Annotated in this window: 8 protein-coding genes; 1 reads left to right on the top strand and 7 read right to left on the bottom strand. The window is 65.2% G+C overall.

The features are described from left to right. Nucleotides 1-118 precede the first annotated feature (118 nt). Genes NCR93_RS25105 through NCR93_RS25090 form a run of 4 tightly spaced genes read right to left on the bottom strand, consistent with a single transcriptional unit; the run spans nt 119 to nt 16,907 of the window. Complete coding sequence (locus NCR93_RS25105) at nt 119-979, bottom strand: formyl transferase (RefSeq protein WP_175980565.1); 861 nt, start codon at nt 977-979, stop codon at nt 119-121. 38 nt (nt 980-1,017) lie between these two features. Further along, nucleotides 1,018-2,364, bottom strand: a complete 1,347-nt coding sequence (locus NCR93_RS25100; protein ID WP_175980563.1) for a lysine N(6)-hydroxylase/L-ornithine N(5)-oxygenase family protein — start codon at nt 2,362-2,364, stop codon at nt 1,018-1,020. A 13-nt stretch (nt 2,365-2,377) separates the two neighbouring features. Further along, entirely contained in the window at nt 2,378-7,339 is a 4,962-nt protein-coding gene (locus NCR93_RS25095; protein ID WP_175980561.1) for a non-ribosomal peptide synthetase, read from the bottom strand. A gap of 25 nt (nt 7,340-7,364) precedes the next feature. Next, nucleotides 7,365-16,907 (bottom strand): non-ribosomal peptide synthetase, encoded by a 9,543-nt coding sequence (locus NCR93_RS25090; protein WP_175980559.1) that lies wholly within the window; start codon nt 16,905-16,907, stop codon nt 7,365-7,367. A 209-nt stretch (nt 16,908-17,116) separates the two neighbouring features. On the opposite strand from NCR93_RS25090, the gene NCR93_RS25085 reads away from it, so the two are divergent. Continuing rightward, nucleotides 17,117-18,859, top strand: coding sequence for a cyclic peptide export ABC transporter (locus tag NCR93_RS25085; RefSeq protein ID WP_175980557.1), 1,743 nt, complete (start codon nt 17,117-17,119; stop codon nt 18,857-18,859). Between the two features lie 30 nt (nt 18,860-18,889). Here NCR93_RS25085 and NCR93_RS25080 read toward each other — a convergent pair whose 3' ends face one another. Genes NCR93_RS25080 through fhuB form a run of 3 tightly spaced genes read right to left on the bottom strand, consistent with a single transcriptional unit; the run spans nt 18,890 to nt 22,679 of the window. Further along, nucleotides 18,890-19,843, bottom strand: coding sequence for an ABC transporter substrate-binding protein (locus NCR93_RS25080; RefSeq protein ID WP_051996440.1), 954 nt, complete (start codon nt 19,841-19,843; stop codon nt 18,890-18,892). Further along, complete coding sequence (gene fhuF / locus NCR93_RS25075) at nt 19,840-20,598, bottom strand: siderophore-iron reductase FhuF (RefSeq protein ID WP_175980555.1); 759 nt, start codon at nt 20,596-20,598, stop codon at nt 19,840-19,842. Before fhuF ends, NCR93_RS25080 begins: the two co-directional genes overlap by 4 nt. Further along, nucleotides 20,595-22,679 carry a Fe(3+)-hydroxamate ABC transporter permease FhuB gene (gene fhuB, locus NCR93_RS25070; RefSeq protein WP_175980553.1) on the bottom strand — a complete coding sequence of 695 codons (2,085 nt, stop codon included), beginning with the start codon at nt 22,677-22,679 and terminating at the stop codon, nt 20,595-20,597. The genes fhuF and fhuB overlap by 4 nt, the downstream gene beginning before the upstream one ends. Nucleotides 22,680-22,735 lie beyond the last annotated feature (56 nt).

The following is a 22,735-nucleotide window of genomic DNA, read 5'->3' as shown; positions in this document are numbered from 1 at the left end:
GCAGCAGCAAAGAAAGTGAGTGCCGCCCCGCACAGGGGCAACGCTAATAGACCGACGCGAATACGGGATCCGGCGACTACAGCAAAGAAAGCAGGTGCCGCCCCGCAAAGGGGCAACGCTAACAAACCGACACGTAATCGGGATCCGGCGCCAACACCCCGGCCATGGCAAGCAGCCCGCCGTCCAAAGCAGGAAACAGACTCCGCTGAAAATTATTCCAGCGCAGTTCGAGAATGGAATCTAAAGGATCGATGCTAGTGCCAAGCACATCAAAGATGACTTCACCAGAATCGATCCCGTTATCGACGTAATGAAACGAAGCGCCTGTCCGGTCGATCACCGGCGCCGGTTCAACGCGCATCGCGTTCCAATCGACTACGCGTTCGCCACGCGCCCCATGCAAGGCATCGAGCGTCGCATAAGCCCCCCGCCGTTCAAACGGCGAACCAAGCCGCGTAATCCCAGGATGAATATTCGCAATACGCCGGCAAAATTCCGCACCGGGCCGAACGAGTTCATCGAGAATCACGAGCAGCCCGTCGAGCACGACGAAGTCCGCATCGAGCGCACGCAGCTTCTCCAGCAAACGCTTCTCGAACGCGCTCTTCTGCGCCGCCCGCTCGCTCACCGCATCCAAACCCAACCGCCGATAAGAAGAAGGAATCGCATGAAGAAGACTCGTCACCGGCACGCCCCGCACCGCGAGCTCCGGCGGATGAATCCACTGCCCTCCCGGCGCATAACGAAAACCATATCCAGCCAGTTTTTCGCGATCCCGCGGCGAGCCTTCGTCATCGTCGTAGATCACGCCTTCGAGCGAATAGAGATCGCCCAACGGCGATCCATTGAGTTGCTCGACGAGATACTCCAGCGGCGACTTCATATACCGCGTGCCGCCCTTGTATTCGATATGCTGTCCCGCGCGATCCGCCGCCGCGTTGCGCAAGGACATGATGTAGACCAGTTTTAGCTTCGTCATTGATTGCCGCTCGTTTCAAACATCGCCAGTAATCGTCGTCAAAGCGCGACGGCCATGCGGCTGCCGCTCGTCTCCGCCGCTTGCTTCACGGCGTGGTCCTGTCCGGCATCGGCAAGCGATGCCGCGATCTCGTCGGAGCGCACGGCCAACACCGAAAGCAAGGTATCGGAAAGACCGTGGCTGTCTTCGCAGCAGCCTTGCAAATAGATGCGCGGCCTGAAGTTCGAAGGCGTGACAAGCCGATAATCGCGGCCGACATTGCGCTGCGCGAGCGCGTCGCCCAGATGCGGCGCAAGGCCGTCGAGCAGCGCGAGATGCGTGTCGCGCCGATAACCCGTCGCGAGCACGAGCGCATCGAAGCGCTCGGCGCGCGCGTGACCTGTCAGCACGTCGCGCATCGTCAACTCGATCTCGCCATTCGCGCGACGCGCCGCATTTTCGATGAGCGTATTCGCCAGCAAACGATGTCGCGCTTCATCGGAAACCTTCTGCAAATAGAGCATTTCGTAGATCTGCTCGATCAACGGACGATCGACGACCGCGTAATTCGTATCGCGGAAACGCTCGATCAGCGAGCGCCGCCCATCTTCCGATTGCGCAAAGACGATATCGGTGAACTCCGGACTGAAGATCTCGTTGACGAAGGGCGTATCGTCGGCCGGTTTGAGCGCGCTCGCGCGAATCACGAGCGTCGCATCGACATGCGGAAAACGCCGCGTGACATCGGCGAAAACTTCGGCCGCGCTCTGCCCCGCACCGATGATCGCGATGCGCTTCTTGCCGTTGCGACCATCGCCCGCGACGCGCTCGATCGAACTCAGATACGCCGACGAATGAATCACGTTATGCGGCCCGAGCGATGCGAACGGCTCAGGCACACGCGCCGCGCCGCCGACGCCGACCGACAATGCCCTCGTCACGCGACGCCACTCGCGCCCATCGGCTTCCTGCGATACGACGCGCAGCGCGCTCACATCGCCATTCGCTTCGAGCACGGGTTCGATCGCCGTCACGCTCTGCCCGTAATGCACGCGATCATCAAAGGCTTGCGCGACCCAGCTCAGATAATCGTGAAACTCGACGCGCGTCGGATAGAAGTTCTTCAGGTTCACGAATTCGTTCAGACGTCCGCGCTCGAACAGATAGTTGATGAACGTGAAGCGGCTCGTCGGATCGCGCTGCGTGACGAGATCCTTCAGGAAGGAAATCTGCATACGGCAATCGTCGAGCAGCATGTCGCGATGCCAGCCGAATTCCGCTTGCCGTTCGATATAGCAATGCGTCATGTTCGACGCGCCGCGCTCTTCGGCAAGACGCACGGCAAGCGACAGATTCGACGGCCCAAAGCCCACGCCGATCAGATCGAATACGGTTTCTTTTTTCATTTCCCTGTGTCTCTCAGATGTCATTGATCGATGCAAGCGAGACGCGGCGTGCGAGCGTCGCGCCGAGGCCGGCGAAATGCGGCGTGGCGAAAACGTCATGAATAACAATGTCGAAGCCCGCTTTGCGCGCCGCATCGACGAAGCGCACGACCGCGAACGACGTCGCGCCCGCCGCGAAGAGATCGTCGTGCAGCGCGGGCGTCTGGCCGTCGAAGAGTTCGCTCCATAGGCTCGCGAGCGCTCGCGCTTCATCGGTCTCTTCATCCGACGCCATCGATGCCGCGAGTCCTTCAGTCCCTTCGAACGCGGCGTCGCATGAGTCGAATACCTCATGCGGCGCGTGCGCAAACAGCTCTACAGTCGCGAGAAAGCGAGTAACGAGCGTTTCGACGAACGCCCCAGCCACGCGCTCGTTCGCATAAGAGAACGCGCAACTCACGCGGCCATCCGGATACTCCGTCACGTCCAGTTCGAGGTCGAACACGACGCGATGACGCACATCGTCGAAACCTTCGATCGCGAGGCCGGCCCAGTCGCGCGTCGCCATCGCGGCGGGGCGCAGATAGTTGAACATCACCTGGAATAGCGGATTGCCCGCGCCGGAACGCTGCGCGTTCAACGCGGACACGACATCGGCAAACGGCACGTCGGCGTGTGCGTAGGCGGCGAGCGCCGCATCGCGCACGGTCGCGAGCAAAGTCGCGGGCGTATCGTCATGCGTCATGCGGGTGCGCACGACGACTGCGTTGATGAAGAGTCCGAGTGCATCGCGCGCGCTGTCGCCCGCCGATTCGCGTGTCGATGCGAGCACGCCGACCGGCTGATCGCGCACGCCGGTCACGCGATGCAACGCCGCGTTGAGTGCGGCGTGCAGCAGCATCGGCAGCGTGGCATGGCATTCCACGGCGAGCGCGCGGGCGCGTTCGATGAGCGCATCATCGAGATCGAATCCGATGCGGCTCGCGAGCCATTGCGGATTCTCGATACGGCCCGCTGACGGCGCGGGCAATGCAATCGCCGTCAGATCCTTCAGCGCATCGCGCCAGTACGCGAGCCGCGCGCCCGTCGCCGATGAAGGCAGCACCAGCGCATTCGATGCGCGCTTTGCAACCGATGCGCCCTTGCGCAAAGCGACATACGTTGCGCGGATATCGTCGAGCCAGAGATCGATCGAAGTGCCATCGGAGACGATGTGATGCACGACGAGCGAGAGCACATGATCGTCATCGGCGAGACGCACGAGACGCGCGCGCCAGAGTTGCTTCGCACTGGCGAGATCGAACGGCGTGAGCGCGTCTTCATCGGTGATGCGCTTCGCTTTGTCGATGCTGCCGGCAACATCGATCACAGGCAACTCGAAGCGCCACATCGGCACGATGCGCTGACCCGGCAACGCGCCATCGCGTTCGACCAGTCGTGTGCGCAACGCCGGATGACGCGCGGCGGCTTGCGCAAGCGCTTCGCGCAACGCATCGGAATCGAGCGATCCGTGCAGCCGCAACGCGACCGGAATGTTGTATGCGGCGCTTTTCGGCTGCGCGCGCCATAAGAACCAGAGGCCGAGTTGCGCCGCGGAAAGCGGCCACACGCCGTGTTCGTCGGCCTCGAACACGCTCTGGCCTGCATTGGATGCGCCCTCGCACAGCCCCGCCTGCAACACGCGTTTTGCGTACTGCGACAACACCGGCGTTTCGAACAATGCGCGCACGGGCACATCGCGCCCGAGCATTTCGGCGATGCGCGTCACCACACGCACGGCCGCGAGCGAATGCCCGCCCAGTTCGAAGAAGTGATCGCCGCGGCCCACGCGTTCGACATCGAGCACGTCGCGCCAGATCTTGGCGAGCGCGGCTTCCGTGCCCGCAGCGGGCGCTTCGTGGATGCGCTCCTTCTTCGGCGGTTCGGGAAGCACCGCACGATCGACCTTGCTGTTTGCGTTGCGCGGCAACGCATCGAGCACGACAATATGCGCCGGCACCATGTAATCGGGCAGCGTGCGGCGCAGATGCGCATCGAGTTCGACGGCATCGGCGGCGCGGCCCAGCGCGGCGCGTTCGCGTGCATCGGCTTTCAATTCGACATAGGCAACGAGCGCGGCGTGCGCGCCCTTGCCACGCACGACCGCGCACGCTTCGCGCACATCGTCGTGTGCGGCGAGTTGCGCTTCGATCTCGCCGAGTTCGATACGCAAGCCGCGCAGCTTCACCTGATGATCGACGCGGCCGATGAAATCGAACACGCCATCGGCGCGACGCCGCACGAGATCGCCGGTGCGATACAGACGCGCGCCCGGCTCGCCATACGGATCGGGCACGAAGCGCTCGGCAGTCAATGCAGGACGATCGAGATAGCCGCGCGCGACGCCCACGCCGTCGCCGCCGAGATACAGTTCGCCGATCACGCCGACGGGCAGCCGATTCAAGCGCTCATCGAGCACATGCGCGGTGCGCGCGCCGACAAGCGTGCCGATCGGAAGATAGGCGCAATCCGCGAGCTTCGCGGGATCGTCGCCGGGATTGAACATCCACAGCATCGGCGTGATGACGGTCTCCGTCGGACCATATCCGTTGACGATGCGCGCATTCGGAAACGCGCGGCGCATCAACGCGAAGGCTTCACGCGATGTCGCTTCGCCGCCCACCGTGATCGACTTCAACGTCGGCGGCGCGCCGTGCACGAGCGCCCATTCCGCAAGCTGCGTCGCGCAACCGGGCGGCACGTAGGTCATCGTCACGCCCTCTTTGCGCATGAGCTTGCAGGTCAGCGCGGGTGGCCATAGCGTATCGGTGGTGATCGCGACCCCCGCGCCGCTGATGTACTGCGAGAACCAGCCTTCGTGCGCGCCGTCGAAATTAACCGACTGGAACAGCATGAACGTGTCGCGCTCGGTCGCGCCATAACGTTGCGCGATGGCGACGCAATGGCGCGCGAACGATCCGTGATCGACGATCACGCCCTTGGGCTTGCCCGTCGAACCCGATGTGTAGATCGCATACGCCGCTTGCTCCGCGACGACATCGGGCAATGCGATGCGCGATGTTGCATCGTCGGCGTAGAGGGTTTCATCGTCGAGAAGCAGGACGCGTGCGCTCGCTGGAAGGGGCAACGCATCGATGCTCGCGCGCTCGGTGATGATGTGCTCGATGCGCGCATCGTCGAGAATCTGCGCGAGACGTTCACGCGGATGACTTGGATCGAGCGGCACGAATGCGCCGCCCGACTTGAGCGCCGCGATCAGGCCGACGAGCAGATCGACCGAACGGCTCAACGCGACGCCCACGCGCATTTCAGCGCGCACGCCCGCATCGATGAGACGCTGCGCGATGCGCGTCGCGCGTGCATCCACTTCGCTGCGCGTGAAGGCGCGCTCCATATCCGCGACGCCGCGCGCATCCGGTCGCGCACGCGCATGGCGTGCGATACGTTCATGCACCGAGACGAATTCGGGCGCATGTTCAGGCGCATGGCGATTCCATGCGTCGAGCTGCATGCGTTCGTCTTGCGGCAACCATTGCAGATCGCCGACGAGCGTTGGCGGTGCGTCGAGTGCATTGCTCAACAACTCGACGAAGCGGCGCGCGAGGCGTTCAATGGCATCGGCTTCGAAGAGATCGAGCGCGTAGACGAAAGCGGCCGCAAGCGATCCGTCCGCGCGTTCCTCGAAGTTCGCGGTCAGATCGAACTTCGCGAACGGCGCGCCCGAAGGCAATTCGGTCACGCGCACATCGGCGAACGAAGGCAACATGCGGCGCGCGCCATATGCCGCCATGACCTGAAACAACGGATGATGACTCGCACTGCGCACGACGCCGAGCGCTTCCACGACCTGCTCGAACGGCACATCCTGATGCGACTGCGCATCGACGAGCGCGGCTTGCGTTGTATCGACGAGCATCGAGAACGACTGCGTTGCATCGACGCGCGAAGCGAGCGTCAGCGTGTTGACGAAGAAGCCGACCAGTCCTGCCGTTTCAGCACGCTCGCGGTTCGCCGCGGGCACGCCGATTTGTATATGCGCCTCGCCCGATGCGCGCGCGAAGAGCGCGCTCAACGCGGCGAGCAAAACGGCGAAAGGCGTCGCGCGATATTCGCTTGCGATGACGCGCAATCGCGCCGCAAGCGCTGCATCGAGCGTGAAAAGATGGCGCGCACCGCGCGCGCTGCGCTCGCCGGGACGCGCTGCCGCGCCGGGCAGCATCAATACGTCGCGCGATGGATCGAGCCGTGCGCGCCAGAAGTCCAGTTGACGTTCGCGCTCGCCCGCATCGAGCCAGCGACGCTGCCAAAGCGCGAAATCCGCGTATTGAATCGGCAACGGCCCGACTGACACCGCTTCGCCGCACGCATACGCGCGATAGAACGATGCAAGCTCGGCAAGCGCGATATCGGCGGACCACCCGTCCGACACGATGTGATGCGTCGTCAGAGAAAGCCAGTGCGTGTTCGCATCGAGTCTGATCAGATGCGCGCGCACGAGCGGGGCGTGAGCGAGATCGAAGGGACGCGATTCATCGGTGAGCGCGAGCGCCGTGGCGCGTGCCTCACGCTCGGCGACCGGAAGATGCTCGAGGTTCACCGAATGCCACGGACAGCGCATGGGCGCGTGCACGGTTTGCAGCACGCCGTCCGCGCCCTCGCTGAACGTCGTACGCAGCGCTTCGTGACGCGCGATCAACGCATCGCATGAAAGGCGCAGCGCATTCGCATCGAGTGCGCCATCGAGCTGAAGGCGCTCGGTGATGTGATACGCCGCGGGCTCGTCGATCATGCGCGCATGCAGCCACAGACGCGTCTGCGCGAACGATGCCGGCACGCTCGCTTCGCACGCATCGCCTCGCGTGCGCGGCGGAATCGGCAGCGTGCGAAAGTCGATGCCTGCATCGGCGAGTCGCGCGACGAACACCTTGCGCTGCGCATCGGGCAACTGCGCGAAGCGCGTCGCGAGCGAAAGCAGATCGGGTTTGGCCTGCGTCATGCGTGTCCTCTTTGACTTGCGGTTTTCATTGCGTCTCCAGTTCATCGAGCAAGGCATCGATGACGCTCGCGGCTTCATGCGCGCCGCCCTTTTCATCGCGTGAAGCCAGCGCGGCGTCGATCGCGGCGGCGCAGCGCGCAAGCGTGCGTTCATCGAACAGCGTGCGCAGCGGCAACGTGAGCGACCAGTGCAGATTGGCCTGAGCGTTCGCTTGCGTCGCGAGCAGCGAGTGGCCGCCGAGCGTGAAGAAATCGTCGTCGCGGCCGATGGCCTCCACTCGCAGCACGCGCTGCCAGATTGCGGCGAGTTCGCGTTCCGTCTGCGTTCGCGCCGCCGTCACGATGCGTTGCGTTCGCGCCGGGGCCGGCAGCGCGTTGCGGTCGCATTTGCCATTCGGCGTGACCGGCAACGCGTCGAGTGCCATCACACGCGCGGGCACCATGTACGCAGGTAGTTGCGAACGCAACGAATTCAGCACGGCGCTTTCATCGAAGGTCTCCGATGCCGCGCATGAGACGTAGCCGATCAACTGCTCGTCGCGCACGATCACGACCGCATCGCGCACATCCGGCTCGGCGCGCAGCAGCGCTTCGATCTCGCCCGGCTCGATTCGTTGTCCGCGCAGCTTCACTTGCGTGTCGATGCGGCCGAGATAGTCGAGCACGCCATCGTCGCGGCGGCGCGCAAGATCGCCCGTGCGATACAGTCGCGCGCCCGCGACGAACGGGTCGGGCACGAAGCGCTCCGCTGTCAGCGACGCCCGTCCGAGATAGCCGCGCGCGAGTCCCGCACCGCCGAGATAGAGTTCGCCGATGCCGCCCGCGGCCACCGGATGAAGCGCTGCATCGAGCACATGCAGTTGCAGGTTCGCGATCGGATGACCGATAGGTACGGAAGCGGATTCGATATCGCCCGCGCTGCACGTCCAGTGCGATACGTCGATGGCGGCTTCGGTCGGACCATAGAGGTTGTAGAGCCGCGCGTCCGGCAAGAGCCTCGCGACGCGCGCGACGAGCTCGGGCGCAAGCGCTTCACCGCTCGCGACGATTCGCTCGATGCTCGCGCAGCGCTTCGCATCGCCGAACTCGTCGATATGCGCGACGAACGCCGCGAGCATCGACGGCACGAAATGCAGCGTGCTCACGCGATGCGCCTCAATGGCTGCGACGAGCCGCGCCGGATCGCGATGATCGCCGGGCGCGGTGATAGCGAGCTTCGCGCCCGTCGCGAGCGGCCATACGAACTCCCATACGGAAACGTCGAAACCGAACGGCGTCTTGTGAAGCACGACGTCGTCGCGCGTCAGGCGATAGGCGTCCTGCATCCACGCAATACGGTTCGCCAGCGCGCCATGCGTGTTGCCCGCGCCTTTGGGCTTGCCGGTCGAGCCGGACGTGTAGATGAGATACGCGAGATGCGCGTCGGTGACGTCGATGGACGCAGTGAGCGTCGCGTCGCCTTGCATGAGCGCATCGACATCGAACACGCGCGCCGTCGAAGCAACCGACTCCACGCGCGCACGCAAGTGCGTTTGCGTCAACACGACAGCGGGTTTTGCATCGTCGAGCAGATAGGCGATGCGATCCGCCGGGTAATCCGGATCGATCGGCAGATACGCCGCGCCCGCCTTCAACACGCCGAACAGTGCAACGACCATGTCGAACGAACGCTCGACGCACAGCGCGACCGCCGTGTCGTGCGCGACGCCCGCTGCAAGCAACGCAGCGGCAACGCGATTCGCGCGCTCGTTCAACTGCGCATACGTGATGCGATTCACAATGCCGTCGACCGCGATCATCTCAAGCGCGATGGCATCGGGCGCGGCGTTCGCCATGCGTTCGAATTGCCGATGCAGTGGCAGGCTTTCGATATCGCTCCATGCGCGCGCTGTCGCATTGAAACGCGCGACGTCGTCCGCGAGCGCGATCGTGCCGAGCGGCACATCGGGGTTCGTCGCAAATGCGTCGAGACATGTGGATAGCGCGCGATGCAGTGCCGCCACACGCGATTCATCCAGACGCGCCGCGTCGTATCCATAGTCGATGACGATAGCTTCGCCCGCCTCCACGACGAGCGTCAACGCGAAGTCGGTCGCTTCGATGTTGCGCAACGCGCGCATTTTTAGCGCGCGTTCGTCGCGGCCGGCCCATGCTTCATCGACGGGATAGTTCTCGAATACGACGAGCGTGTCGAACAACGCAGCGCCGCCTTGACCTGCCCAGCGTTGAATATCCGCGAGCGGCGTGTGAGCGTGTTCGTGGGCTGCGGCGTTATCCGCTTGCAATTCGCGCAGCCATGCGGACGCGGCGCGTTGCGGCAGCGGCTCGGCGATCACCGGCAACGTGTTGATGAAGAGTCCCAGTACGCCGTCGATATCGGCGAGCGAGTCCGGGCGGCCTGCGACCGTCGCGCCGTACGCCACGCTCGCCTGATGCGTCATGCGCTGCAACACTAGCGCCCACGCGCCTTGCACGAGCGTGTTGAGCGTCACGCGCAGACGGCGCGCGGCGTCGGTGAGACGCGCGGTCATCGCAGGGTCGAGCGACGCGCGCCACGAGCGATGATCGTCGAGTGTCGGCGCCTTGCTCGCTTCGCGCTGCGCGATGCGCGTCGGTTCGCCGAGGCGTGCGAGACGGTCGGTCCAGAACGCTTGGTCGGCTTGCGCATCGCGTGTCGCGAGCCATTCGATGAAGTCGCGATAACGCGCCTTCGCGTGCGCGACGAACGGCTGCGCGCGCGGCGGCTCGATGTAGTCGCGCAGGACATCCGCGAACATGCGGGCCGTGCTCCAGCCATCGAGCAGCAGATGATGACGCGTCCACACGATGCGCCATTCATCGTCGGTGACGCGAATCAGCGTGACGCGCATCAGGGGCGGCGCGGCAAGATCGAAGCCGCGCGCGCGATCGTCGGCGAGCCACGTTTCGAAGGCGGCCGATGCATCGCTACGTTCGCGCCAGTCGATTACATCGAAAGGCAAGCGCGCCTGGCGATGCACGATCTGCATCGGTGCGGCTTCATCGGCGGTGAAGCCTGTGCGCAGGATGTCGTGACGCGGCACGGAAGCCTCGAAGGCCGCGCGCAGGCGGTCTACATCGGGCGCGATCAACGTTGCGGCAAACTGATTCACATACGTCGACTGCTCAGGCGCGAACAGCGAGTGGAACAGGATGCCCTGCTGCATCGGCGAGAGGGGATAGATATCGGCGATGCTGCGCAGATCCACAGGCAGGCGTTCGAGCGCCGCTTGCGTCAAACCGCCGTCGCGGGCGAGCGGGAAATCGCCCGGCGTCGCGCCTGCGCCTTTCATCGCGATGCGCCCGGCGCATGCAGCGACGATATCGGCGAGCGTGCCCTCGAATCGCTGCGCAAGCGCCTCGATCGTCGCGCGTTCGAATTGCGTCGCGCCGTAGACCCAATGCAGCCTGAGCGTGCGCTCCGCTCCATCGGCGACATAAGCGTGAATCGCGAGCGCGTTGCCGAGCGGACCGGAAGGATCGCGCTCGCAACCCGCGCCGCCGAAGCGCGGCGTGAACGCTGCGTCGCGCGAATCGAGCGAATCGAACTGACCGAGGTAGTTGAAGGTCACGCGCGGCCGCGGCAATGCTTCGAGCGAAGCGCGCGTCGCATCGTCGCCGAAATGGCGCAGCACGCCGAAGCCGAGACCTTTGTTCGGCACTGCGCGCAGCGTGTCTTTCGCGGCTGCGAGCGTTTCGATCGGCGATGCCAGCACCGGAATCGAAACCGGATAGTGACTCGTCAGCCATCCGAGCGTGCGGCTTGCGTCGATATCGTCGAAGAGCGGTTCGCGGCCATGTCCTTCCAGCTCCATGCGGCACGTCGCGCCGGTCGCATGAGCAAGCGCCGCGATCAGCAGTTCGATCGTCTGCGTGCGATAGGCGAGGTTGGCATCGGCGAGCACGGCACGCGTGAGATCAACTTCGAGCGTCTGTTCGATGACCGCGGCGTCTGCGTTCGTTGCCTTCGCTTGCGGATGATCGAGACGCAGGTCATCGCCCGCAGCGAGTGTGGTGATCCAGTATTTCGCCTCGTCTGCGAAGGGAGAGTGTGTGTCACGCGCCGCTGCCGCAAGGCGCGCGGCCCATTGCGACGCCGTCGCGCCGGTACGCGCAAGACTCGCGGTGCCGCGCGACTGCGCCGCTTGATATGCGCTCGACAGATCGTCGAGCAGGATGCGCCACGACACGCCATCGACGATCAGATGATGAATTGCCAGATAGAGCTTCGTGCGTCCGTCCGCAAGCGATGCAACGAGCGCGCATGCGAGCGGCCCGTGCGAAATGTCGAGCGTGCGCTGAATCGCATCGAACTGCGCAAGCGCATCCGTTTCATCGTTCGCGGCGACGGCTGCGAGCGGCAGCGTATCGAATGCCTTCGATGCCCGCACGATGCGCCATGCGTTAGTCGTGCCATCGCGCTCGAAGCGTTGCCTGAAGATAGCGTGATGCGTAAGCAGCGCATCCAACGCGCGCGCAAAGGCGTCGAGATCGAACGATGCACTCGCGTCGAATTCCACCGATTGATTCCAATGCCCGCGCTGCGGAATGTCGAGTGCGAAGAAGCGCAATTGCGCGGGCGTCAACGCTGCGCTTTCATCCGCCTGTTTCGTCGCGACGACAGGCGCTTTCGCTTCGTTCGTGTCGACAGGCTTCGCGACTAGCGCGAGTTGCGCAACTGTCGCGTTATCGAAAACCTGTTTCGGCGTGACGCGAAGGCCTCGCTTGCGCAGACGCGCGATTACTTGCAGCACGAGAATCGAATCGCCGCCAAGCTCGAAGAAGTTGTCATCGCGCCCGACGTGCTTCGCCTTCAACACGTCCTGCCATACCGAGGCGATGGCTTCCTCGGTGTCGCCGCGCGGCGTATCGCTCGTTACGACGGATTCGACCGGCTTCGATGCGATGCTGCGCAATGCTGCACGATCGATCTTGCCGTTGTCGGTCATCGGCAACGCGTGGAGCATGACGATCGTCGCGGGCACCATGTAGTCGGGCAGGCGCGCGCCGAGCGCATCGCGCAACGTCGAATCGTCTTGCGCGGAACCCGTCACGAACGAGACAAGCTGAAGACGCCCATCGCGATCGACGGGCAATGTTTCGGCCTGAGCCACGCCTTCGATCGCGCGCAATGCCGCGCTCACTTCGCCCGGCTCGACACGATAGCCGCGAATTTTCACCTGATCGTCGAGACGGCCGAGGAAGGCGATACGTCCATCCGCGAGCAGACGAACGCGATCGCCGGTCCGATAAAGGCGTTCGCCGCGCACGAACGGGTGCGGCATGAAGCGCTCCGCTGTCGCCGCGGCGCGTCCGAGATAACCGCGCGCAACGCCCGGCCCGCCGATATGCAACTCGCCGATGCCGCCCGGCGGCACGCACGCGCCGGATGTATCGAGAACATAAGCCTCGGCATTGGGCATTGGGCGTCCGAGCGGCACGCTCTGCGCATTGCGTTCATCGTCGGCGAATGCAGACGCTTCGCACGCAATGGCGCCGACAGTCGCTTCCGTCGGACCATAGTGATTGATGACGCGGCACGAAGGCTTCAACGCCTTCACGCGATCGACCAGCGCCCACGGCAACGACTCGCCGCCCGTCACGAGCGCATGCGACGGCAAGACATCGGCAGGATGCTGCGCTTCGAGCAGCGCGTGCAGATGACTCGGCACGATCTTCAGCACGCCCACTTCGCGCACGCGCATTTCTGCGGCAAAGCGATCCGGATCGAACGCGCATCGAGCAGGCAACAGTTGCAGCGTGCGTCCCGAACACAATGCGCCGAAGAGCGTCGTATGACCGAGATCGGCGGCGACCGTCGAGACCATCGCCATCGATGCGCCAGGCGCGAACGCGAGTTCATCGAGCATGCCTTGCACGTAGTCGGCGAGCGCGCGATGCGGCACCGCTACGCCCTTCGGCGTGCCCGTCGAGCCCGACGTGAAGATGACATAAGCGGTCTGCGCAGGCGCAAGCTGCACGCGCTGCACGGCGGCATTCGCGAGCGATGCATCGTGCGCGAGCGTATCGACATCGAGCAGTTGAGCATTGCCGAGCGCGCGCGGCGCGTTGTCGTCGTTCATCGCGACGAGCGCGAAACGCGCGCCGCATGCGTCGATCGCGGCATCGATGCGCGCGTGCGGCATCGACGGATCGAGCGGCACCGCATAAGCACCCGACTTCATCGCGCCGATCAACGCAACGACGAAGCGCACCGAACGTTCGATGCACACCGCGACCGCCTGCTCCGCCTTCGCGCCTTTATGACGCAACGCGAGCGCGATGCGGTTCGATGCGTCGTCGAGTTCGGCGTAACTGATCTGCGTATGCGCGTCCGCAAGCGCGATGCGATGCGGCGTGGCGCTTGCGTGATGCGCGATCAACGCGAGGATATCGTCGGCTTTGAAGTTCAGTGCGCGGCCTCGTTGCACGTCGCGCTGAGGCATGCAATCGAGCGATGCGATCGGGCGCGACGGATCGCGCACCGCATCCGCGACGAGCGTCGCGAAGCTCGCAAGCCATGCGCGCGCGGTGGCTTCATCGATGCAATCGCACGCGTAAGCCGCGACGAGTTCGATGCCGCGAACATCGTCGGTGAAGTCGAGCGCGAAATCGAAACGCGCCGCGAGATCGGGGCCGGGCGTTGCAATCGCCGATGCGTTCGGCAACGTCGATGTCAACGCTGCATCGAACTGCTGCGCGAGCTTCACGCGCAGCCACTCGTCGCCACGCGCGACGGGCGGCTTCACTGCATCGAGCACGCGATCGAACGGCACGTCCTGATGCGCGAACGCATCGAGCGCATGAATGCGCGTCGCTTCCATCAGATCGGAAAACGTTTGAGCCGCATCGACGCGCGCACGCAACGCCAGCGTGTTCAGGCACAGGCCGATGACCGCCGCCGTCTCGGGCCGCTGCCGATGCGCGACCGGCGTCGCAACAACGAAATCGTTTGCGCCCGTAAGCCGATGAAGCCACGCGTCGAACGCGCTCAGCAACACGACGAACGGCGACGCGTGCTTCGTGCGTGCAAGCTCACGCAATGCGTTCGACGTATCGGCGGACAAGCGCAACGTTTCGCGTTGCCCGCGATGATCGCGTTCGGCTGGACGCGCGCGATCCAAAGGAAGCGCGAGCGGTTCAGGCGCGGCATCGAGCGCCTTGCGCCAGAAGCGAAGCTGACGCGCGCCCTCTTCACCCGCGACGAGTTCGCGCTGCCACTGCGCGTAATCCGCGTATTGAATCGGCAACGCGGCAAGCGAAGGCGTTTGGCCTTGCGCGTACGCGCTATAAACATGCGCGAGTTCATCGAAGACGATGCGCGAGCTATAGCCATCCGTTACCGCGTGGTGCGCCGCCAGCATCAGCCGGTGCGATTCATCGCCGGACGATACGAGCGTCGCGCGCAACAGCGGACCATTCGACAAGTCGAACGCTTCGCTCGCGTGACGTTCTTCATCAGCATTCGAACTGTGATTCACACGCTGAATCGTCACCGGCAAGGACTTGTGAATGCGCTGCATGACGACGCCGTCTTCGTTCTCGACGAGCGTCGTGCGCCATGCCTCGTGGCGTTCGATCAAATGATCCAGCGCGCGTTGCAATGCGTTTGCATCCAGCCTGCCGCTGATGTCCCAACGACCCGCGACGTGATACGCCGCGCCCGCGTCGCGCGTTTGCGCGAGCACCCAGAAGCGCTGCTGCGCGAACGATGCCGCGCGATCGACATAGGGCGCATCCGACGAAACCACGCTTCTCACGATGACCGGATCGCTCGCCTCCTTCTCGCTCGCATCGATCGATGCGGCCAGTGCTTGCAGCGGCGGATCGTCGAAGATCGTATCGAGCCGCAGATTCACGCGCCAGTCGATGCGGATCGCCGCCTGCAACTGCATCGCCGCGAGCGAATCGCCGCCGCGTTCGAAGAAGCGATCAGCACGTCCGATGGGCGCGGCATGGTCGAGAATGCGCTGCCAAGTTTGCGCGAGACGGCGTTCGGTATCGGTCGCCGGCTCGATGTAATCCGCGTCGCGCGACATCGACGTTGCGCGATCCGCCTGCTTCTTCAACGCATCGCGATCGAGCTTGCCGTTCAACGTATAGGGCAGGCGCGCGAGCCTCACATACCGATGCGGCTGCCAGGCTGCGGGCAAATGTTCCGCGAGATATGCCTTCAACGCGGCATCGCTTACAGCTTCATGTGCGGGCGCGAAACAGGCGGTTAGTTGCACGCGTCCGTTCGTCGAATCGGCGAGCACGGCTGCGTCGCGAATGGATGGATGCGCGCGCAAACACGCGGCGATTTCCGCAGGCTCGACGCGCACGCCGCGAATCTGCACTTGGTCATCGATGCGGCCGAGATAGTCGTAGGCGCCATCGGCACGTTCGCGCGCGAGGTCGCCCGTGCGATAGACGCGCGCGCCCGGCTCGCCGGAAGCATCGGGCACGAAACGCTCCGCCGTGAGCGCAGCGCGACCGTGATAGCCGCGCGCGATGCACGCGCCGCCGAGCAGCAACTCGCCATCGTCGATGCGCGCGACACGCGGACCGATCACGCGTCCGATGGGCAGCGACGCATACGCATCGGCATCGTCGAGATCGGGCGTGACGTGCGGCTCGACGGGCCAGAGCATCGGCGAGATGACGGCTTCCGTCGGACCATATCCGTTGATGAGGCGCTGCGCCGCGAATACACGACGCACGCGCGCGAACGCTTCACGCGACAGCGCCTCGCCGCCGAACGCGAGCACGCGCAACGAGGCCGGCACGCCTTTGCGCTCGGCAACGGAAGCGAATTCGCGCAGATAAGCAGGCGGAAACGCGGCCACATTCACGCGTTCACGTTCGATCAACGTATGCGCTGCTTCGGGCGCGAACGGCGGCGGCGCCGTGATGACGACGCGCGCGCCCACGGCCAGCGGCGCGAGCCAGCATTCGTGCGCCGCATCGAAGTTCACCGATGCGAAGTGCAGCAAGCTGTCGCCCTCGCCGATGCCGAGCGCCGCCACAAGTGCATCGCAATGCGCGGCGAGCGGGCCATGTTCGACGACGACGGCCTTCGGCGTGCCCGTCGTTCCCGACGTGTAGATCATGTACGCGGCTGCGCGCGGATGCACGGGCGCAGCGTCGTTGAGCGCGGGCGCATCGGCGATGTCTTGCTCTGCGTCGAAGCATCGCGTGAAGCGCGCGCGCATCGCATCGTCGGCGTGTCGATCGACGATGCCGTGCGCGAGGCGCGCATCGTTCGCGATCCAGTCGAGACGCGCGGCAGGATGATGCGGATCGAGCGGCACGAATACGCCGCCCGCCTTCAACACGGCAAGCAGCGCGACGAACAATTCACAAGAACGCTCGACGCATACGCCGACGCGCACTTCAGCGCCGACGCCCGCAGCGCGCAGACGCGCCGCGAGCCGCGACGCGCGGGCATCCAGTTCGCCGCGTGTGAGACGTGCGTCGTCATGTGCATTGAATGCGAGGGCGGGCGCATCCGGTTGAAGGCGCGCGAGTGCCTTGATACGAAGATGCAGCGCGGTCGGAAAACTCGTCATCGGCATGAATTCCTTCGGGTTCCGGCCGCATCGGGAAAAGCTGCGGCACGAACGTGGGCCGCTGAAAATGCGGCTTCATTCGGGATGACGATTCGCGCGAAAAAATTTTTACCGCTTTTCATGCGCTAAAGATTCGTCGTGCTGAAACGTCTCTATGTAGAGGTGCGTTCAGCGCCGCTTTCCGACTTCAGTTCAGTGATGCCCTGCCAATGACTGCTATCCACGAGCCTTTAGATTCTTCCGCCACGCAGAAGCCCGCTGCGCGCCTCATCCTCGCGCTGCTCAAGCGCTCGCGCGGCGCATTCGCGGTGGCGCTCGTCGCCTGCGTGATGAACGGCATCGCGAGCGTGATGCTCGTCGCGACGCTCAATCGCGCGCTATCGACGCCTTCATCCGCCGATGGCGCGCTCGCCTGGCGCTTTGCGTTGTGCGCGGTCATCGCGCTCTTCACGCGCGTCGTATCGGGCGTGCTGTTCGCGCGGCTCTCGCAGGACACGATGGCGCAACTGCGCGAGCATGTCGCGCGGCGCGTGGCAGCGGCGGAGTTGCGCGATGTCGAGCGCATCGGCGCGGCGCCCGTTCAGTCCGTATTGACCGACGACGCCACCAATGTCTCCATGCTCTTCTTCGCGTTGCCGAACATCGTGATGCACGGATCGATCGTGTTCGGCTGCCTCGGCTATCTCGCGTGGCTGTCGTGGCCGGTTTGCCTGCTCGCGCTCGCGGCGATCATCACCGGATCGCTCGGCTATCACCTCGGCGACAAGCGCGCGATCGCTTCGCTCGAAGCGGCCGGGCAATCGCAGGACAAGCTGTTCGGCTATCTCGGCGCGCTCTTTGCGGGCGCGAAGGAATTGAAGCTGCATCGCGCGCGCTCGCAGCAGTTCGTCGATGGACAACTCGGCGCGGCAATCGGCGAAGTGCGCGATCATCGGCGGCGCGCGTTCAGCGCCTATGCGATCGGCGTGGGCTGGATCATCTTTCTGTTCTACGGCTTTCTCGGTGCTGCGGCGTTCTGGCCATCGCTCGGCGTGCGCGCGGATGCGGGCGCGACAGCAGGCTACGTTGTCGTGTTTCTGTTCATGCTGGTGCCGCTCGATGGTCTGCTCAACAACATTCCCACGCTGAACGCGGCGCGCGTTTCGCTGGCGCGCATCGAGAAGGTGATGGCGGAGTTCGGCAGTCTGCGCGTGTCTTCTGTTTCTGTTTCCTCCGCCGATGATGCGGGCTTTCACACGCTCACCATGCGCGGCGTCGCGCACTCGTATTTCCATGAACGCGACGAGCGCATGTTCCGCATCGGTCCCGTCGATCTGACGTTCAGGCCGGGTGAACTCGTGTTCATCGTCGGCGGAAACGGCAGCGGCAAGACCACGCTTGCGAAAGTGCTTACAGGGCTTTATGAGCCTGAATCGGGCGTGATCGAAGTCGATGGCGTCGCGGTCGATGCAACGAATCGCGCTGCATATCGCGAGCGTTTCACTGCCGTGTTCAACGACTTCCATCTGTTCGATGCGCTGCTCGGCATCGTCGATCCGAACGATGCATCGCGCGCGGCCGCGGATGCCCGCGCGAATGCGCTCGTCGCGAAGCTGTCGCTGGACCACAAGGTGAAGGTCGTCGATGGCGCGTTCTCGACGCGCTCGCTTTCCACAGGTCAGCGCAAACGGCTTGCGCTGGTGGTCGCGTATCTCGAAGACCGTCCGCTCTATCTCTTCGATGAATGGGCCGCCGATCAGGACCCGGCATTCAAAGCGGTGTTCTACGAGCAGTTGTTGCCGGAGTTGCGTGCGCGTGGCAAGACTGTCATCGTCGTGACGCATGACGACCGCTACTTCTCCATCGCGGATCGCGTGCTGAAGCTGGAGAACGGAATGGTCGTGAACGAGACGCGCGGCGGCGGCGTGAGAGCGGCAACGCTCGACGTTCAGGCGAATGGCACATCGGGTTGAACGATGAACGGGGCGCAAGGCCCCGTTTTTTCAATGCTTCGGCAACGCAAGCAGCTTTTCGGTAATCATGTCGCCGAGCTTCAACGCCGACATCGGCCCGCCGAATCCCCAGATATTCGGTTCGACGAGCGTCACGCGCTGTGCCTTCTTCGCGGGCACGAAGCGCCATATCGGCGAATCGAGTGTGGCATCGACGGACGTCGCCGCATTCGATGTCGTCACGAACAGCACGGCCACATCCGGCCGCTTCAGGAAGTCCGCCGACGTCACATACACCGTGCCTTCGCGCGTGGGCTTTTCAGGCCACAGATGAACGCCGAGCGCACGCGCGACGCCCGCCGCCGTGCTGTTACCCGTATAAGCCCAGTATCGGTCGGGCAGGCCGAGGTCTTGCAACAGCGCGAAGCGCGTGCCCGTCAAACCCGCTTCCTTCAGACGCGCGGCATCGCGAGCCAGTCCCGCATCGAGCTTGGCATCGGCGATGCGCGCCTGCTCTTCGCGTCCTGTCATGCACGCGATCGTGTGAAAGATGCTGCGCGTCCATTCGAGCTGCGTGCGCGCGCCGTCGGCTTTGCCGTTCTGCACATCCGGGCTGAATTGAAACAGCACCGTCGGCGCGATGCGATCCAGCGCCGCGAAAATCGGCGCATGTCGATAACCCACGCCGATGATCAGATCCGGCCGCGTCGATGCGATCGCTTCCAGACTCGGTTCCTGACGCGTGCCGACCGCCGGCACGCCTTCGAAGCGCGCGCTGTCGTAGCCGATCCAGCCGTCGTAATACTCGGGATCGACGACACCGACGGGCGTCATGTCGAGCGCGGCCACGTCTTCGGCGAACATGAATTCGAGCACGACGATGCGCAACGGGCGCGCAGGCATCGTCTTGCTGAATTGCGACACGGTCGGATTGCCGGCGAGCGGCGCGCAGGCGAGCGCGCGCTGACCGGAGAACGCGATGCACAGACACGCTCCAAGCGCTATCGAGAGATGGCGTCTTGCAAAGCGAGTTCTTCGTCGCGCATCGTCAAAAGCAGCGGGCAGCTTGCGCACAGTTGCGTCTCTCCGGGAATCTCATAGCGCACGCAGCATACGCGGCGCGCGCGAAACGGGTTGGGCAGAAGCGTCGATCGCGGCGTCGCATCGCGGATCGGCGTGCGCAGCGGATTCGCATCGCCGGCGCGAAAGAGCCAGGCCGCGTCGATATCGGCATCGCTGAAAATCGACCGGCAATTCGCGAGCAAATAGTCCAGCACGTTGCCCGCGTTGCTCCACAGCACGCGCGGTGCGATCTTCGTCATGCCCGCGATCATGCCGATCACGCTGTCCAGATGCGCGACGAGACTCGCATAGCGGCGCGCGGGATCGGCATCGGGTGCGCGCAATGCATCGGCATCGAAATGAAGCGCGGCGGGCATGCCCTCTTTCAGCACGAGATGCGTGCGTTCGGGCGACATATCGAGCGGACGCCCGAGCAGCCTCGCCGCCGCCACGCCCGCGGGCGCCGCGAGGCCGAAGTAGTACTTGCTCCATTGCGACAGCAGCGCGCGCGCATGAAGCGCGGCATCGCCGCCATAGAGCGCGATCATCGCGGCGAGCAATGCATCGCGATGATCGGCGAGCGATGTCAGCGCGATGCGTTGTGCATCGTCGTCCGGCTTGCCGAGCCACACGTTCTGCAGATACGGCGCAAGCTCGGGCGGCGCGAATTCAGCGAAGGAACGCGCTTGCTCTGTCATCGCGCGCGACCCTTCTCGCGACGCGTTTCGATGACGAGCAGCGCCAGCATGTAAGGCGCGCCGATCAGCGCGGTCAGCACGCCCGCCGGAATCTCGCGCGGCGCGAGCAGGGTGCGCGCGGCGAGATCGGCGGCGGCGAGCACGAGCGCGCCCAGCAATGCCGCGAGCCAGAGCCGCGTGCCGTGCGTGCGCGCGCCGAGCATCGTCGCGAGATGCGGCGCCATCAGGCCGATGAAGCCGACCGGCCCGACCGCCGCCACCGCCGCGCACGCGGCGAGCGTCGCGACCGTGAGCACGAGCGGACGCAGGAGCGCGATCGGCAGGCCGAGCGCCAGCGCCTGTTCGTCGCCGAGCGCGAGCAAATCGAGCGGACGCGCGAGCAACGCCAGCACCGGCAGCGCGAGCGCGCACCACGGCAGGATCGTCGCGACTTCGCCCCGGCTTCGCCCATACGTGCCGCCGACGAGCCACACGACAAAACGCGCCGGCTGCACGCTCTGCTGCGTGATGAGCCATTGCGCGAGCGTCGTGCATAACGTGCCGATGACGATGCCCGTCAGCGCCACCGCGAGCGGCGCGTATCGATGCCGCCGATTGAAAAGCAGCGTGATGCCGAGCGTCGCGCCGCCGCCGGTCAACGCGGCCGCCGCGAGAAAGAGATGCCCGGCGAGCGGCCAGATCATCAGCGCGGCGAGCGTCGCGAGACCCGCGCCTTGCGTCACGCCGAGCACTTCCGGTCCGGCGAGCGGATTGCGCACGATGCTCTGCATCAGCACGCCGCTCGATGCGAGCAGCGCGCCCGCGAGCAACGCGCACAAAAGACGCGGCACGCGCAGTTCGAGCAGCATGCGGGCGATGTCGTCGCGGTGCGCGAGCGCATCGATCCAGCGCGCGGGGCCGAGCATCGTCGGACCGATGGATGCGCCGATCGCGAGCACCGCGCATCCGATGGCGAGGAGCAAAGCGGCGAGCGCAGGCGACGGCCACGCGGACAACGCCCGCACCGCGCCCATGCCGCGCCGCGCCGATTCGCGCGCCTGGCCCGCGTGCAGCGCGCCGGACCACGCCGCGCCGCTCCTGATCATCGCGAGCATCAGCGGCGCGCCGACGAACGCGATCGCGACGCCCGTCGACAAGGTCGAATCGAGATCGAGCGCGAGCACGGCGCTGTCGGTCGCGAGCACGAGCGCGCCGCCCGCGAGCGCGGAGAGCGGCACGAGCGCCGCGAGCTTCGACGCTTTGGCGCCGCGCAGGTGACGCAGCAGATTCGGCGCGATCAGCCCGACGTACGACAGCGGCCCCGCGATCGCCACCGCGACGCTCGCGAAGCCGACCGCGACCGTCATCGCGAAGAGGCGCGTCGCATCGACGTTCACGCCGGCGGCGGCAGCGGCATCGTCGCCGAGCGCGAACGGATCGAGCGGGCGCATCACGAACGGCAGCGCGAGAAGCGGCAACACGAGCCAGCGCAGCGCCGACATCAATCCCGTCGCGCCGGGCTGATACAGACTGCCGCTCGCCCACAGCGACGCGCCGACGACCGTCTGCTCGAAGAACGCGAGCAAGAGCGTCGAGACCGCGGAAAAAAGCAGCATGCACACGCTGCCCGCGAGCACGAGGCGCAAGGGCGTCGCGCGCCAGCCGCCCGCCGCGGCCGCGACGCAACCCGCCGCCGCGAGCCCGCAGACGAACAGCAACGGCACCGACGCCGCGCCGACGACCTCCGGCGCGATCATCGCCGCGAGCAGCCCGAGCTGCGCGCCGCCGGTGATGCCGAGCAGATCGGGCGCGGCGAGCGGATTGCGCGTCAGCGCCTGAAAGAGCGTGCCCGCGACCGCGAGACAGCCGCCCGCGACGAGCGCGGCGGCCACGCGCGGCGCGCCCAGATCGAAGAGAAAGACATGCGCGAGACGCGCGGCATCCGTGCCCGATGGCGCATCGAGCCACGCGCGCAGTTCGGGATAGAGACGCAGCGCGGCCAGCGCGAGAATCAGCGCGATCAACGCACACGCGATCGCGCCCGCGCGATTCGGCGCGGCCACGCGATGCCGCGATGCGTTTGCCGTGGCGAGCGTCGTCATGTCGTTCGGCGTCCGGCGATCAGATCGATGACGAGCGACACGCGCGCCCAGAACGA

The sequence above is a fragment of the Caballeronia sp. ATUFL_F1_KS39 genome, assembly GCF_023630985.1.
GTDB classification, from domain to species: Bacteria; Pseudomonadota; Gammaproteobacteria; order Burkholderiales; family Burkholderiaceae; genus Caballeronia; species Caballeronia zhejiangensis.
The sequence above is the reverse complement of the archived record's forward strand: the minus strand, read 5'-3'. Positions and strand labels throughout refer to the sequence as shown.